The following is a 14,529-nucleotide window of genomic DNA, read 5'->3' as shown; positions in this document are numbered from 1 at the left end:
CATTACCCACAGACTTATCCACAACACCAACCAACAGAACACACAACACAGGAGGGAAAACAGGATGTGACGCAGTGCTTCAACCGACTTGTTGGGTGCAAAGAATCGCCCCAGGGGGCGATTTCGAGCAAGACGGTCTAAAATACGGACCTCAGGCCATTTGCCTTCGGCGGCTTGGGCGATATCGCAGCACCAGCAGCACCAGAATTGTGCCCATATAAAGCAATGGCTCGATCTGAAAGCCTTTGACCAGCATCACGAAGTGCAACGCCCCCAGAAGAACCGCCGGATAGACCAGCCAGTGAAGCTGCCGCCATTTCGCCCCCATCCGCCGGATCGACCACATGTTGGAGGTTACCGCTAAAGGGATCAGCAATGCAAAGGCTGCCATGCCTACGGTGATATAAGGTCGTTTGAGGATGTCGGCCCAGATCTGGCTGGGAATCTGCACATCCAGCACCAGCCAGACCAGCAGGTGTGCACAAACATAAAAGAAGGCCGCCAAACCGACGAGCCGACGGAACTTGAGCAAGTTGAGCCCGAGGTATCTGCGCATCGGGGAGATCGCCAGCCCCGCCACCAGGAACTGCAAGGCCAACTCGCCCAGACGGTGTTCCATCACCTTGACTGGATCAACGCCCAGCGCTCCGGATAGCCCCTGAAACAGGAACCAGAACGGAGGCAGTGCGCACAATATGTAAAAGGGCCAAGTGGGAACCTTGCGCAAAGCACCATTTATCCTACCGACCAGATCCATCAGAAGTTCTTTGCCAGATCCATGCCATCGTAGAGGCTCGCAACCTCATCATAGCCATTGAACATCAGCGTTGGCTGGCGTTTTGCAAAAAAGCCGCCGCCAATTGCCCTCTCGGTCGCCTGACTCCAGCGGGGGTGATCCACCTCGGGGTTCACGTTGCTGTAGAACCCGTATTCGTTCGGCCCGGCCTTGTTCCAGCTTGTGGCTGGCTCTGAATCCGTCAGAGTGATCCGAACAATCGACTTGATGGATTTGAAGCCGTACTTCCACGGCACGACCAACCGCAATGGCGCACCATTCTGGTTAGGGATCGGCTTACCATAGATACCAGTCGCCAGGATTGTCAGCGGATGCATCGCCTCGTCCAGACGCAGACCTTCGACATAGGGCCAGTCGAGTACACGATAGGCAACACCGGGCATCTCATCTGGGCGCAGGGCAGTTTCAAACGCCACATATTTGGCCGAGGACTGCACACCTACCATGCTCAGAAGATCGGCAAACTCAAACCCGTTCCAGGGCACGACCATCGACCAGGCCTCGACACAGCGGAAACGGTAGATGCGTTCCTCGATCGTCATCTTGGCCAGAATGTCCCCTATCGAGAAAACGCCGGGGTTATCGACCAGCCCGTCGATCTTGACCGACCAGGGCGAAGTCGTCAGCGCATCGGCATAGCGCGCCGGATCATCCTTGCCTGTGCCGAACTCATAATAGTTATTGTAGCTGGTGATCTCTTCATAGGTGTTGGGCGTCAGATCCGTCCCTTGGGCAAAAGTTCTGGTGCCAAGTGCACCCATGATCGCCCCCGCACCCAGAGCGGTTATCATCTGACGGCGATTCAGGAAAAGCGCTTCGGACGTCACGTCGGCGCGGGTCAGGTCGGGTTTCCAGCGATATGCCATTCGGCTCTCCTCGTTCTCTCGCATATGACTTAGGCTAAGTGCGGGAATTCTCAAAACCACATCACGTCACGTTGCTGTGGAGGGGCTGAAACGTTTGGGGGAGCGCTGGATTGCAAGGCAACCAGTTTACGAGCCTTTCGGGACGCGGGCGTCCACAAACTTTGCAGCACAACCGCATTCAGGCATAAACTAGACCGAATGCACCCGGGGAGGAACGACAATGAAACGGCTTATTCTGGCTCTTACAATTATGGGGGCGCCCGCGCTGGCCCAAGACGTCATCACCTATGACACCGAACAAAGCTTTGACGATGTTATTTTTGGCCTGGAAAGCGCGATACTGGATCGCGGGCTGGTCGTTGATCACGTCAGTCATACAGGCGAGATGCTCGAACGCACCCGGGCCGATCTTGGATCGGATATGGTGCTGTTCACTCAGGCGGATGTCTACAGCTTTTGCTCCGCCAGCTTGTCGCGCAAGGTGATGGAGGCAGATGTAATGAACATCCAGTTCTGCCCCTACGATATTTTTGTCATGGTGCAGACCGACACACCAGACAAAACAACAATTGGCTTTCGCAGCTTTCCCGAGGGTGCGATGAAAGAGGTAGAAGCTCTTTTGGACGGCATTGCCCGGGGTGCCATTGGGCTGGATCAATAGCGCAAAGCTCACAAGCTTTCGCTGGACGCTTCCCCCCTTTCGGCAAACCCGCCGAAAAAGGCCCACCAATCGGCGGGCCTTTCCATTTCGCTCAGGGGGCCTTCAGTGAACGACGGCGTCATCTGGCCTCGGCCGGTTGGACGCAGCCACCCGGTCGCCGATGATCAATCCGTCTGGTCCTGCACTTACCGGCACCATATCGCCGTCGTTGATATCCCCAGCCAGCAGCATCTCGGCCAGCGGATCCTGCAAGGCACGTTGCATCACCCGTTTCAGCGGGCGCGCCCCGAACACAGGATCATAGCCCTCGTCAGCAAGCCACTTCAGCGCCGCAGCATCCAGCTGCAACTCGACCTTACGAGCCGCCAGACGTTTGAGCAGCCGCGCCATCTGGATCGTAACGATGCCGGTCATGTCCTTGCGGTTAAGGCGGTCGAAGATGATCGTCTCGTCCAGACGGTTCAGGAACTCTGGCCGGAAGTGGGCCCGAACCGCATCCATCACATCGCGATGGACCGAGGCATTATCTGCCCCCTCGGGCAGTGTACTCAGCGCCTGCGACCCAAGGTTGGACGTCAGGATGATGAGCGTCTGCTTGAAATCCACGGTGCGGCCTTGGCCATCGGTCAGCATACCATCGTCCAGAACCTGCAGCAGCACATTGAACACGTCGGGATGCGCCTTTTCAACTTCATCGAAGAGCACGACCTGATAAGGTCGACGCCGCACTGCCTCGGTCAGCACACCGCCCTCGTCATACCCGACATAGCCCGGAGGGGCACCGATCAGACGGGAAACCGCGTGTTTCTCCATGAACTCGGACATGTCGATCCGCACCATGGCGCTGTCATCGTCGAACAGGAACTCGGCCACTGCCTTGGTCAGCTCGGTCTTGCCGACACCCGTCGGCCCGAGAAAGAGGAACGATCCCAGCGGCCGGTTCTCGTCGTTGAGACCGGCACGGGCACGGCGCACGGCATTGGCGACGGCGCGCACCGCGCGGTCCTGACCGATAACCCGCTTGTGCAGACCGTCTTCCATACGCAGCAACTTGTCGCGCTCGCCCTCCAGCATCCGGGTCGTCGGGATACCGGTCCAGCGTTCGACCACCTGCGCGATCTGTTCGGGTCGCACGGCCTCTTCGACCATGAGGTTGCCTTCGGCCTCTTCGGCAGCACCCAGTTGCTTTTCAAGCTGCGGAATCACACCGTAGGACAGCTCGCCAGCCTTGGCCAGATTGCCCTCGCGCTTTGCGATCTCAAGCTCGGCGCGGGCCTGTTCCAGCTTTTCCTTTAGCTGACGAGCTGCACCCAGCTTGTCACGCTCTGCCTGCCATTTGGCAGTCATCTCGGCGGCGCGCTCCTGCACCTCCGCCAGCTCTTTCTGAAGCTTTTCAAGCCGGTCCTTACTGGCCTGATCGTCTTCTTTTTTCAGCGCTTCCTGCTCGATCTGCATCTGCAGAATATTGCGGTCGAGTTGATCCAGTTCTTCGGGCTTGGAATCCACCTCCATGCGCAGACGGCTTGCCGCCTCGTCCATCAGGTCGATCGCCTTGTCGGGTAGGAAGCGGTCGGTGATATAGCGATGGCTCAGCGTCGCCGCCGCAACAAGTGCGGAATCCGAGATCCGCACGCCATGGTGCAGCTCGTACTTTTCCTTGATTCCGCGCAGGATACTGATCGTATCCTCGACCGTCGGCTCGTTGACCATCACCGGCTGGAAACGACGAGCCAAGGCCGCGTCCTTTTCCACGTGCTTGCGATACTCTTGCAGCGTCGTCGCGCCAACACAGTGCAACTCGCCCCGGGCCAATGCAGGTTTCAGCAGGTTGGAGGCATCCATCGCGCCATCCGCCTTGCCCGCGCCCACAAGCGTGTGCATCTCGTCGATGAACAGGATGACCTCACCCGCCGCCGTCGTGACCTCATTCAGAACCGCCTTCAGGCGCTCCTCGAACTCACCACGGTACTTGGCACCAGCAATCAGTGAGCCCATGTCGAGCGCCATCAGACGCTTATTGCGCAAACTCTCAGGCACGTCGCCGCTTATGATACGAAGGGCCAGACCCTCGGCAATCGCAGTTTTGCCCACGCCAGGTTCGCCGATCAAAACAGGATTGTTCTTGGTCCGACGACTCAGCACCTGCATCGTGCGACGTATTTCCTCGTCACGGCCAATGATCGGGTCAATCTTGCCCTGTTCGGCTGCCTCAGTCAGATCGCGTGCGTATTTCTTGAGCGCATCATAACCCTCTTCAGCGCTCGCAGAATCTGCTGTGCGCCCCTTGCGGATATCGTTGACAGCTTCGTTCAGCTTTTGCGGCGTCACCGCTCCTGCTTCGAGCGCGTCCTTGGCGGGCGATTTCACCATACCCAGCGCCATGAGGATACGCTCGACCGGGACAAAGGAATCGCCCGCCTTTTTGGCGATCGCCTCGGCCTCGTCCAGAACTTTGCCGGTCGTGGAATCAAGATACACCTGACCGGCGTCGCCGCTCACCTTGGGGATTTTGGTGAGGGCAGTTTCCACCGCCTGCATCACTCGCAGAGGAGCACCGCCTGCACGGGTGATCAGATTGCTCGCCAACCCCTGCTCATCATCAAGCAGTGCTTTCAGGATATGTTCCGGGCTCAGCCGCTGATGGCCTTCCCGCATCGCAATGGTTTGTGCGGCCTGAATAAAGCCGCGCGACCGTTCCGTGAACTTCTCCAAGTTCATGGGCCTTCTCCTTTGCTAAAAGCGCCCCGTTCCCGTGATGCCCGTCTTTTGGCGCATCCCCTTTGGGGCCTCGATTAAAACATGGGCACCCCTCAGAGGATCTGCAAGAGAGCGGTGCTGCGAAAAGGACACGGCGCGGGGCAGGCTTGCGCCATCAACTCGTCAGCTGAAAGGTGACACGTCAAGCCACGTGATCGACCCGAACCGCTCCGGTATGGAAACCTCGGTTTCTTTCGTTTAACGCAAGATCGACTGACCGACGTTGATCCGCATCAACCCCACTCCGGAGCCAGAGCCATGTCCTACCCCACTGAAACAACAATCCCCGTCGGCGATGATCGCCTGATCGTCGCACTGGACGTTCCCAACGCCCTTGCCGGTCTTGCACTGGCAGAACGGCTTGGCAACGCCGTGTCTTTCTACAAGATCGGCCTGGGAATGCTGACCAGTGGTGGCCTCGCGCTCGCCAATGAGCTGAAAATGGAACACGGCAAGCGCATCTTTCTGGACATGAAGCTGTTCGACATAGGCGCGACGGTCGAACATGCGGTACGCGGCCTTGCGCAGTTCGACATCGACTTTCTCACCGTGCATGGCGATCCGCATGTCGTGCGCGCGGCAATGCAGGGTGCCGCAGGCAGTGATATGAAGATTCTCGCCGTCACTATCCTAACATCTCTGGACCGCGCGGACCTGGACGATTGCCTGATTCAGGCAGGCGATATCCCCGAACTGGTCACCACCCGCGCCGCCCGCGCGCTTGAGGCCGGGGCCGACGGCGTCATCGCATCCCCCAAAGAGGCCGCGCTGATCCGCGCCCTGCCCGAAGCAACCGGCAAGCTGATCGTAACCCCAGGCGTCCGCCCTGTCGGCGCCGACAGCGGCGATCAGAAACGCATCGCCACACCGCATCAGGCAATCACAGACGGGGCGGATCACATCGTTGTCGGCAGGCCGATCTGGCAGGCCAGCGACCCAAGGGCCGCAGTGCGGGACATCCTTGCATCGCTTCCCTGACCAGTCAACCAGCGCCATCAGCAAATTTGTGCAGATGGCGCAACCCCCTAAAACATCCCCTGTGAAACTTTTACCAAAGTGACGCGTTAAGGCATCACAAGGACCAGCTAACAGGTGCAACATGCAGACGAGCAGGACGCAGATCGGCGACGTGACCTATAACGCCGCAACCCAGAGCTATGAGGCGCTCGTGACATTCCATACGCAGGCCGGACGGGTCAGCGTCGCCGCAGCTTTCCCGGCATCTCTTGCGGAAGAGCCAGATGTGATCGGCGAAGGGCTTTGGCAGGACGCTCTAAGCCGTCGCAGTGATCCCAATACGCTGCACGCCCGACTGGCATCTTCCCTCGTCATACCCCGAATGGAGACAAGTCGCGCGCAGCCGCCTATGCAACGCTGGATTGATGCACTGATGGGTCGCCACGCAGCCTGACTTCTTGCTGAAACAGTTTTGCCTCGAATCACAGGTCTAAAGCCTGATTTTGTGAATCAAAGCTGGGTCCCGATCAGTCTATCCCGGATCGGGACCGCGTTTTGCCCATGAAGAACGCAACCGAAAGCTCCCTCAATTTGGCGCTTGTCCTTGGCAGAATGCCAGATATTTATCGAGCGATATTTTGAAGTGCGGGATTGCATCAGCGCTTGCAAGATAAGCCTGCGGCTGGACAAGTGACCAACCGAGACCCTCTCCCCCGAACCGCACAGGCAAAGCAGCGTCGAAACTCAGATGCGTGGCAAAGAACCACCCAGTCTGCCCGTCAGCACGGATATTTTTACAGCACCAGATCAGCTGATCCGGTGCAATCGTCAAGCCAACCTCCTCGTAAGTTTCACGCAGCACGCACTCCACTGGACTTTCCGGTTTTTCTCTCCCGCCTCCAGGAAAATCAAGAAAGCCCTGAAAGGCAATCTCCGGTGCGTGGTCACGACGGATCACAAGAAGCTGGCTGCCGACAAACAGCATTAGCTTGGCGCCGGAAAATGTATCCTGATGCATGACGATGATGTCTCCTGCAGAGCGGTGCAACTGCGTATCGACTACGCCAGAACCCGACTTTGATCCATGCTGGCGATTTGCCCGTTGGGGTCCGCTTTGATCCCCGAAAGGACGGTTTCCAGAGTCTAAAAACGGAACGATCGATCCAAAGCTCAATGAAGTATTATAGCTGCAGCACATTAGTTCTTTTTTTGTTCTATTTCAATCGATGACAACTTGGGCATTCCAAAGCAATCCTGTATAGATGATCAGAAAGACGGGAAGGCACTGAACTGCACCATCTCAAGGACTGAATCCGGGTTATGAGGACACCCATCGCACAACCACCACTACGACGCATCCTGCACATCGACATGGACGCCTTTTATGCATCCGTGGAGCAGCGTGATGAACCTGAACTGCGTGGAAAGCCCGTGGCGGTCGGAAGCAGCAAGGCGCGCGGCGTGGTCGCTGCCGCCAGCTATGAAGCGCGGCGTTTCGGCGTAAAATCGGCCCTGCCATCGGTGACCGCGACACGACGCTGCCCCGACCTCATCTTTGTCAGACCACGATTCGATGTCTACCGCGCCGTTTCGGACCAGATCCGCGCGATCTTTCGCGATTTCACCGAAATGGTCGAACCGCTCAGCCTGGATGAAGCCTATCTTGACATCAGCCGCGAATGCGCACGGGGGGCAACCGCAACCAGCATCGCCCAGGAAATCCGCGCGCGCATCAAAAAAGAGGTTCAACTGACCGCGAGCGCTGGCGTGAGCGTCAACAAATTTCTGGCCAAGTTGGCGTCGGATCAGGACAAACCCGACGGACTGACAGTCATTCGCCCGCACCAGGTCGCGGATTTTGTGGCCAGCTTGCCTGTGGGTCGGTTTCATGGCGTCGGCCCAGTCACCGAGGCAAAGATGAAATCCCTTGGTATCGAGAGCGGCGCTGATCTGCGCGCATGGTCTGCCCAAGACCTCGCGCGCAACTTCGGATCGTCGGCGGATCACTACTGGCGCATTGCCCGCGGCATTGATGATCGTCCCGTCGATCCGCACAGAGAAAGAAAATCGTTGGGCGCCGAAGAGACCTTCGCAAAAGACATCTCAGACCTTGCAAAGGGCAGAGCAGAGCTGGCCGAGATTGCTGCGAAAGTAGCGCATCGTGCTGCTGAAAAAGGCGTCTTGGGGCATACGGTGACGGTCAAGATAAAATACGCAGACTTCGTACAAATGACCCGCCAAACCACATTGCGTGATCCGATGCGAGATTCAGGGTCCATTGCCCAAATTGCCGGGCGCCTTCTGCAGGACCTCTATCCGTTTCGCATGCCCGTGCGTCTTCTCGGTGTGACACTGTCCAGCCTCGTGCCGGAGGACAGCGAGAAGACGATGCAACCGTCGCTGTTCACCCGGTTGATCTGAGGCAGATGCGACCCTAGCTGAAGAGCTTGTAATATAGCCCGTCGGGAAGCATCAGACCTCCGCGGAAGAACCAGGAAAACAGCGTCGGAAAGCTGCGTTTGAACGTATCACCCGACATGTGTTCCACATAGATCCGGGCCGCCTCCTCCGGGTCCATGATGAATGGCATCTTGAAATCGTTCTTTTCGGTCAGCCGTGTCTTGATGAAGCCGGGGTTCAGCAACTGCACCTCGACCGAGGTCTTGCGCAGATCGCAATAGAGCGATTCCGCCAGCACCATCACACCCGCCTTGGACGCGGAATAGGCCGCCGATCCCGGCAGACCGCGATAGCCCGACAGGCTGCCGGTCAGCACGAAATGCCCCTTGCCCCGGGCCAGCATGCGCGGCACCACGACACCGGCCAGACGCATCGCCCCGGTGAAATTCACATCGGCCATCGTGTTGGCCTTTTCGACATCCCACTCCTGCGCGCCAAAGGGCCAATAGACCCCGGCCATATGGATCACCCCATCCACATCGCCGATCCGCACCGCCGCCGCCTCAAGCGCATTGGCGTCCGTCACATCAACCGGCACCACCTCGGCCCGCCCGGGCAGCGCCTGCGCCAGCTCGTGCAGCCGCTCTTCGCTGCGTGCCGACAGCACCAGCGACACACCCATCTTGCTCATTTGATGCGCCAGAGCCGCGCCCAGACCTTCGCTCGCGCCGACCAGCCAATAGCGCTTACCGTTCCATTCTCTCACATGTCTTCCTTCCGCCGCAGGGTCGCGACCAGTTCCGCAACCTTTATTCCGTACTTACGAAACTGGGACCGGTTCACGATGGTTCCATTGGGCGTCAGATACATCCAGTCTGTCACGCTCAGAACATGGCCCCCCGCATCCTCGGGCAACTTCATGCGGTAATGCATCTGCAGCGCAGAACCACAAAGCTGCCCGGTCCCGGCGCCGACCAGATCAGAGGCCGTCATATGCAGCGTTCCATCCTCACGCAGCTCCAGAGCCCATTCGCGGTTCTGGGTGTCGCCGCTGTCATATTCGAACCGTTCCGTCATGACGCCCGAATCGCCGTCCCAGCGCGCGTCGAAATGGCCGACAAACCGCGATGTGACACGCCCCGTCGGGCCATAAATCACGCCCTCGCACAGAAGCGGCCCGTTCAGATGACGGCGCAGGTCGAACTCTCGTGACTCTTGCGCGTAATCTGCGGGTTTCTGCGCGGAAAAGCTGAAATAGCGGTGTTTCTGCCATCCCAGGAACAGCGCAAACACCACGCCACACAGGAAAAAGGCGAGGGCTTCCAACATATCAGTCCTCCTCAAGTCTGGTTGCCGCCAGCAACCCCAACGCCAAAAGTTTCAGCACACAGGGCACCAGCGCATAAAGCAGGCTCAGCGTCCAAAGCGCGGTTTGCGAATTGTCCCCGCCCGAGGAAAAGCCAGCAGCCTCTAATGTGGGAAGTAGCGCCACAGCGGCAAAGGCCAGCGTGAATTTCGACACAAAGGACCAGAGCGCAAAACCTTCGGTGGCATTCGGCGCAATCACCTCCATCCGGCGGGCAAAGATCGCAGGCAGCAGGGTCATATCCGCCCCCAGCGCCGCGCCCGAGGCCAGACAAATCACCGCAAAGGCCCAGATGTCACCCGTGCCCAGCACCAGCGCAAAGCTGAAGGCGACAATCGACAGCACCATCGCCGCCATCAGCGTCCGCTTGGCCGTGATCCGCTCCGCCAGCATCCCCCAAAGCGGCGCGGCCGCGGCAGCGGCGACAAAGAAGAGCAACAGCAGCGGCCCCTCCCACCCCGGCGCGTCCAGACGGCTTTCGACAAAGAACAGGAACAGGCTCGACGTCACCGCCACCGGCGCCGCATTGGCCAGCGCGACCAGCAGCAGACGGCGCGACGTCGCATCGCGCAGAACCGGACCGAAGCCTGACGAGGTCATCTCAAGCCCCCTGCCCCATTCCGCCCGGATCATCACCGCCGCCGCAACCGCCGCTATGGCAAAGACCACTGCGAACCCGGCGAACGGCGGCCATCCGAGCGCGGCAAAAACCGACGGCAGGACCGAGGCGATGCAAACCCCGATCAGCCCGCCGGTTTCGCGCCACCGCGCCAGCCGCAGATGTCCAAGCCCGGATTGGTCCATCTCTCCGGCCTTGGCGACGCCCCTTGCGTAAAAGCTGATAGTGAGGAACGAAAAGGCCGAGAACACGATGGTCAGCATCGCCGCGAACCACCAGATCGGCGGGATCGGCGGCGTGACCGCAAACAGCCCCAGCATCCCCGACGCCATCAGCGCCACAGCCACCGCGACCGCCAGCCCCTGCCAGCGCTTCAGCGCCTCGGCCAGACGCCCCAGCAGCGGGTCCTGCACCACGTCGATCAGCCGCAGCGCAAACAGCACTGTGCCCAATGCGGCAAGGCTGACGCCATAGCTGTCCACATAGAACTTGGGCGCATGGATATAGATCGGCAGCCCCGCCGCCGACAGCACACCGGCAAACACCGCAAAAGCGGGCAGTCGCTGCGCGCGCGGTGCCGTCACTGCGAAACGTCGGTGACCGGCGGTTCCGGACGCGCACGATAGCCCGCCCCCTTCCACCAGAGCTTGAGCGCCTGCCAGTGGATCAGCGCCAGCACCCGCCGCGCGCCAAATGGCCGCCGCACAGCCGCCCGCAAAATTCCACGGTTTGTCAAAGGCCGCCGCGCGCCCGTCAGCGTCGCCACCAGCCCTCCGTTTCCAGCGGTATAGTCGATCCAGATGCCGATACGCTCCTCGCGGATGTCAAAGCGGAACACATACCCCCCCTCGACCGGCTGAAAGGGCGAGACGTGAAAGATTTTGGTCGCGCTCAGACGATCCTCGGCCCGGATCGGCGCATGATCCGCTTTGACGCAGAGATAGGAATGCCGGTCGCCAAAGGTGTTCGACACCTCGGAAATCACCGCCACCATTTGCCCGGCAGCATCGTGACACAACCAAAAACTGACCGGATTAAACACATGGCCCAGCATCCGGGGCTGCGCCAACAGCAACAGCTTGCCCGGCGCCGCAACATCATGCGCCGCCAGCACCTCGCGCGCCCAGACCGCACCGCGCCCCTGCTTGGGCGGCCCGCCATGATCGCGATCATGCAGTGAGGTAAGGCCAGCAGAATTCCGGCGAAACAGGAACGGCAGGCGCGGCTGATTTTCCGGGTCCAGCAGCACATAATCAATGGAATAGCGAAAGGCGTTTTCCACCGCACCCTTGCGCCCGTGATAGGTATGCCCTGCGATATGATCGACCGTTATCATGCAGCCACAGACACCGCATCCCGTGCCCGGATCGCATTGACCACGTCCACGGCGCTGCTCAGCCCGTCTTCGTGAAAGCCGTTCTTCATCCACGCCCCGCAGAACCATGTGCGCCCGGTGCCGTTCATATCCCGGACCAGCCCCTGCGCGTTCAGCGCACCCAGATCATAAACCGGATGGCGCAGCACGGTTTCGTCATGGATCAGCTCTTGCCGGATCTCACGCGTCGAATTCAGCGTCACGAACAGCGGGTCATCCTGCGGGATCGGCTGCAGCTTGTTCATCCAGTAGGTCAGGTCGATCTGGTTCATCTCCTTGCCCGCGTCTTCGGTATAATTCCACGAGGACCAGCAGATGCGGCGCCGTGGCATGACCCGGTCGTCGGCATGCAGCACCACCCGGTTGGGCTGGTACTTCACCGCCCCCAGCGCCTTTTGTTCCAGCATGGTCGCATCAGCCAGCAGCCGCAGGGAATCGTCGGAATGGGTGGCGAATATGACATCATCAAACGCCTCCCACTCGGCCCCCCAGGCGCGAACCTCGACTCCCTGCGCGACACGGCGCACCGCCTCGATCGGTGATCCCAGCCGCAGGCGCACGCCCTGCCGTTCCATCTCGGCGCCCAGACGGCGGACATATTCCACCGATCCGCCCTGCACCGTGTACCACTGGTGCTGCCCAGTGTGATGCAGCAGGGCGTGATTTTCAAAGAACTGGATCAAGGCATGCGCCGGAAAGTCGAGCACCTTTTCCACCGGAGTCGACCAGATCGCCCCGGACAGCGGCAGCAGGTAATAATCCCGGAACCACGCCCCGGTGCCCAGCTTGTCCAGAAACCCGCCCAGCGTCAGCGTACGGTCCTGCGCCACTTCAACCGCGCGCGCGTTGAAGCGGGCGATGTCGCGGATCATGCCCAGAAACCGCGGGTTCAGCATGTTGCCCTTTTGCGCGAACAGCGCCCCCAGCGTGGCGAGGCCGTATTCCAGCGCGCCGCCCTTCAACGAGGCCCCAAAGCTCATGTTGCTTTTCACCACCGGCACGTCGAGCCGCGCAAACAGCTGCGCCATATGCGGATAATTGGCATAGTTGAACACGATGAATCCGGTATCCACCGGCTGATCGCCCCGCTTTCCCGCCATCTTGGTGCGGGCATGACCGCCCAATCGCGGCTCGGCCTCGAACAGGGTGACATGGTGATCGTCTGCCAAAAGATGCGCAGCCCCCATCCCCGATATCCCGGCGCCGATGACGGCAATCTTTCTGGGCGCAGCGGCGCGGGCTTCAAATGGCATGGGGTCCCTGTCTCCTCAACCTGATTTTATCATTCATACGGCTGACACATCGCTTTGGATGAAAAAAGCAGGAATCATGTTTTTTGTGATCCAACGCTTGCGCTATCGCGTAGACAGATCATGTTACGCACCGTTCACATCCGCACGATTGATGCATCGTTGGCAGGTCTTCATGCCAGACGACTGTGTCGTGCGGCTCAAAGAACGGTTGGGAAGGAAACAGTGGCGCTCGAAGCATCAGAGCCGGTTGCCGGATGGGTGGATCAGATGACCCGCATCCGCGACCAACAGGATCAGGCAGCTTTTGTCGAGCTGTTTCAACACTTTGCGCCCCGCGTAAAGGGTTTTCTCATGCGCTCGGGGCTCGAGGCTGCGCTGGCCGAGGAATGCGTACAAGAGGCGATGGCCACAGTCTGGCACAAGGCGCATCTGTTCGACCCGTCCCGCGCCAGCGTCGCCACCTGGGTGTTCACCATCGCCCGGAACAAGAAGATTGACGCCCTGCGCAGACAGCGCCGTCCCGAGCCCGAGGAACTGACCTGGGGCCCGGAGTCAGAGCCGGATCAGGCCGATGTGCTGGTCCTGCAAGAGGAAACACAACACCTCGGGGCCGCCCTGGCGACCCTGCCCGCCAAACAAAGAGAGCTGATCGAAAAAGCCTATTTCGGCGATCTGACGCATAGCGAGATCGCAGAACAGACCGGCCTGCCCTTGGGCACGATCAAATCCCGTATCCGGCTGGCGCTGGAACGCCTGCGCCACAGCATGAAGCAAAAGTGACCACGATGATCAAACACCACCTCACCCCGGATCTGATGATGGCTTATTCGACAGGCACCCTGTCCGAGGCTTTCAACCTCATCGTCGCGACCCATCTGTCGATCTGCGACACCTGCCGCGCCGAGGTTGAAAGCTACGATGCCCTGGGCGGCAGCGTTCTGGAAACGCAGGACAAGGTCACACTGTCTGACGGGTGTCTGGCCCGGGTGTTCGGCCTGATCGACGCGGGTCCCGCGCCAGAACCTGCGCCGATCCGTGATGCGGTGCTGCCTGCGCCCCTGACCGATTATGTCGGCGGCACGCTGGACGATGTCAAATGGCGCCCGGTGGGCTTGGGCGTCAAACAGGCGATCCTGCCCACCAGCCGCGACGCCTCTGCGCGACTGCTCTATATCCCGGCGGGCGCGGCCATGCCGGATCACGGCCATCGCGGGATGGAATTGACCCTCGTGCTCAAGGGCGCGTTCGAGGATGAGGGCGGGCGTTTCGCGCGCGGCGATATCGAGATCGCCACCGAAGACACCGATCATATGCCCATCGCCGACATTTCCGAGGATTGCATCTGCCTCGCCGTGACCAATGCGCCGCTGCGGTTCAAGGGCCTGTTGCCCCGCCTCGCGCAGCCCTTCCTCAAGATCTGAGCTGAAAAGCAGACGCACCACATGAAAACGGGCCCCGCAGGGCCCGTTTTTTTACGTT

Annotated in this window: 15 protein-coding genes; 6 read left to right on the top strand and 9 right to left on the bottom strand. The window is 59.9% G+C overall.

All coding sequences use genetic code 11. The annotated features are described in order from the left end of the window. Nucleotides 1-151: 151 nt before the first annotated feature. Both msrQ and msrP read right to left on the bottom strand, forming a co-directional pair. Nucleotides 152-757 (bottom strand): protein-methionine-sulfoxide reductase heme-binding subunit MsrQ, encoded by a 606-nt coding sequence (gene msrQ, locus P775_RS19685; RefSeq protein ID WP_099912588.1) that lies wholly within the window; start codon nucleotides 755-757, stop codon nucleotides 152-154. Further along, on the bottom strand, nucleotides 757-1,662 hold the full coding sequence (gene msrP / locus P775_RS19680; RefSeq protein ID WP_099912587.1) for a protein-methionine-sulfoxide reductase catalytic subunit MsrP: 906 nt from the start codon (nucleotides 1,660-1,662) through the stop codon (nucleotides 757-759). The genes msrQ and msrP overlap by 1 nt, the downstream gene beginning before the upstream one ends. Nucleotides 1,663-1,882: 220 nt before the next feature. Between msrP and P775_RS19675 the strand changes: the two genes are divergently transcribed. Continuing rightward, the gene (locus P775_RS19675) at nucleotides 1,883-2,323 is read left to right on the top strand and encodes a DUF302 domain-containing protein (protein WP_099912586.1); all 441 of its coding nucleotides are present in this window, start codon (nucleotides 1,883-1,885) and stop codon (nucleotides 2,321-2,323) included. A 102-nt stretch (nucleotides 2,324-2,425) separates the two neighbouring features. Here the strand turns inward: P775_RS19675 and clpB are convergent, their stop codons facing one another. Beyond that, the gene (gene clpB / locus P775_RS19670; protein WP_099912585.1) at nucleotides 2,426-5,041 is read right to left on the bottom strand and encodes an ATP-dependent chaperone ClpB; all 2,616 of its coding nucleotides are present in this window, start codon (nucleotides 5,039-5,041) and stop codon (nucleotides 2,426-2,428) included. Between the two features lie 297 nt (nucleotides 5,042-5,338). Here clpB and pyrF point away from each other — a divergent pair, with 297 nt between their 5' ends. Both pyrF and P775_RS19660 read left to right on the top strand, forming a co-directional pair. Further along, nucleotides 5,339-6,058, top strand: coding sequence for an orotidine-5'-phosphate decarboxylase (gene pyrF, locus P775_RS19665; RefSeq protein WP_099912584.1), 720 nt, complete (start codon nucleotides 5,339-5,341; stop codon nucleotides 6,056-6,058). Between the two features lie 121 nt (nucleotides 6,059-6,179). Beyond that, complete coding sequence (locus P775_RS19660) at nucleotides 6,180-6,491, top strand: hypothetical protein (RefSeq protein WP_099912583.1); 312 nt, start codon at nucleotides 6,180-6,182, stop codon at nucleotides 6,489-6,491. Between the two features lie 132 nt (nucleotides 6,492-6,623). Here the strand turns inward: P775_RS19660 and P775_RS19655 are convergent, their stop codons facing one another. Next, the gene (locus P775_RS19655) at nucleotides 6,624-7,055 is read right to left on the bottom strand and encodes an NUDIX domain-containing protein (protein WP_245875774.1); all 432 of its coding nucleotides are present in this window, start codon (nucleotides 7,053-7,055) and stop codon (nucleotides 6,624-6,626) included. A 302-nt stretch (nucleotides 7,056-7,357) separates the two neighbouring features. Here P775_RS19655 and dinB point away from each other — a divergent pair, with 302 nt between their 5' ends. Next, complete coding sequence (gene dinB / locus P775_RS19650; RefSeq protein WP_099912582.1) at nucleotides 7,358-8,458, top strand: DNA polymerase IV; 1,101 nt, start codon at nucleotides 7,358-7,360, stop codon at nucleotides 8,456-8,458. A 13-nt stretch (nucleotides 8,459-8,471) separates the two neighbouring features. On the opposite strand, the gene P775_RS19645 is transcribed toward dinB, so the two are convergent. Genes P775_RS19645 through P775_RS19625 form a run of 5 tightly spaced genes read right to left on the bottom strand, consistent with a single transcriptional unit; the run spans nucleotide 8,472 to nucleotide 13,050 of the window. Next, entirely contained in the window at nucleotides 8,472-9,203 is a 732-nt protein-coding gene (locus tag P775_RS19645) for an SDR family NAD(P)-dependent oxidoreductase (protein WP_099912581.1), read from the bottom strand. Next, the gene (locus P775_RS19640) at nucleotides 9,200-9,763 is read right to left on the bottom strand and encodes a DUF3833 domain-containing protein (RefSeq protein WP_245875776.1); all 564 of its coding nucleotides are present in this window, start codon (nucleotides 9,761-9,763) and stop codon (nucleotides 9,200-9,202) included. Before P775_RS19640 ends, P775_RS19645 begins: the two co-directional genes overlap by 4 nt. Nucleotides 9,764-9,767: 4 nt before the next feature. Then, nucleotides 9,768-11,006 carry an MFS transporter gene (locus P775_RS19635; protein ID WP_099912579.1) on the bottom strand — a complete coding sequence of 413 codons (1,239 nt, stop codon included), beginning with the start codon at nucleotides 11,004-11,006 and terminating at the stop codon, nucleotides 9,768-9,770. Then, entirely contained in the window at nucleotides 11,003-11,758 is a 756-nt protein-coding gene (locus P775_RS19630; protein WP_099912578.1) for a DUF1365 domain-containing protein, read from the bottom strand. Before P775_RS19630 ends, P775_RS19635 begins: the two co-directional genes overlap by 4 nt. After that, complete coding sequence (locus P775_RS19625; protein WP_099912577.1) at nucleotides 11,755-13,050, bottom strand: NAD(P)/FAD-dependent oxidoreductase; 1,296 nt, start codon at nucleotides 13,048-13,050, stop codon at nucleotides 11,755-11,757. Before P775_RS19625 ends, P775_RS19630 begins: the two co-directional genes overlap by 4 nt. 267 nt (nucleotides 13,051-13,317) lie before the next feature. Between P775_RS19625 and P775_RS19620 the strand changes: the two genes are divergently transcribed. Both P775_RS19620 and P775_RS19615 read left to right on the top strand, forming a co-directional pair. Continuing rightward, on the top strand, nucleotides 13,318-13,830 hold the full coding sequence (locus P775_RS19620) for a sigma-70 family RNA polymerase sigma factor (protein ID WP_245875775.1): 513 nt from the start codon (nucleotides 13,318-13,320) through the stop codon (nucleotides 13,828-13,830). Then, on the top strand, nucleotides 13,827-14,471 hold the full coding sequence (locus P775_RS19615; RefSeq protein WP_099912575.1) for a ChrR family anti-sigma-E factor: 645 nt from the start codon (nucleotides 13,827-13,829) through the stop codon (nucleotides 14,469-14,471). Before P775_RS19620 ends, P775_RS19615 begins: the two co-directional genes overlap by 4 nt. Nucleotides 14,472-14,529: the final 58 nt, after the last annotated feature.

The sequence above is a fragment of the Puniceibacterium antarcticum genome (assembly GCF_002760615.1).
GTDB lineage: Bacteria > Pseudomonadota > Alphaproteobacteria > Rhodobacterales > Rhodobacteraceae > Puniceibacterium > Puniceibacterium antarcticum.
The sequence above is the reverse complement of the archived record's forward strand: the minus strand, read 5'-3'. Positions and strand labels throughout refer to the sequence as shown.

Bases quoted from the DNA above. Each gene is read 5' to 3' on its own strand.
- msrQ (WP_099912588.1), bottom strand. From the start codon at position 757: ATGGATCTGGTCGGTAGGATAAATGGTGCTTTGCGCAAGGTTCCCACT.
- msrP (WP_099912587.1), bottom strand. From the start codon at position 1,662: ATGGCATATCGCTGGAAACCCGACCTGACCCGCGCCGACGTGACGTCC.
- P775_RS19675 (WP_099912586.1), top strand. From the start codon at position 1,883: ATGAAACGGCTTATTCTGGCTCTTACAATTATGGGGGCGCCCGCGCTG.
- clpB (WP_099912585.1), bottom strand. From the start codon at position 5,041: ATGAACTTGGAGAAGTTCACGGAACGGTCGCGCGGCTTTATTCAGGCC.
- pyrF (WP_099912584.1), top strand. From the start codon at position 5,339: ATGTCCTACCCCACTGAAACAACAATCCCCGTCGGCGATGATCGCCTG.
- P775_RS19660 (WP_099912583.1), top strand. From the start codon at position 6,180: ATGCAGACGAGCAGGACGCAGATCGGCGACGTGACCTATAACGCCGCA.
- P775_RS19655 (WP_245875774.1), bottom strand. From the start codon at position 7,055: ATGCATCAGGATACATTTTCCGGCGCCAAGCTAATGCTGTTTGTCGGC.
- dinB (WP_099912582.1), top strand. From the start codon at position 7,358: ATGAGGACACCCATCGCACAACCACCACTACGACGCATCCTGCACATC.
- P775_RS19630 (WP_099912578.1), bottom strand. From the start codon at position 11,758: ATGATAACGGTCGATCATATCGCAGGGCATACCTATCACGGGCGCAAG.
- P775_RS19625 (WP_099912577.1), bottom strand. From the start codon at position 13,050: ATGCCATTTGAAGCCCGCGCCGCTGCGCCCAGAAAGATTGCCGTCATC.
- P775_RS19620 (WP_245875775.1), top strand. From the start codon at position 13,318: ATGACCCGCATCCGCGACCAACAGGATCAGGCAGCTTTTGTCGAGCTG.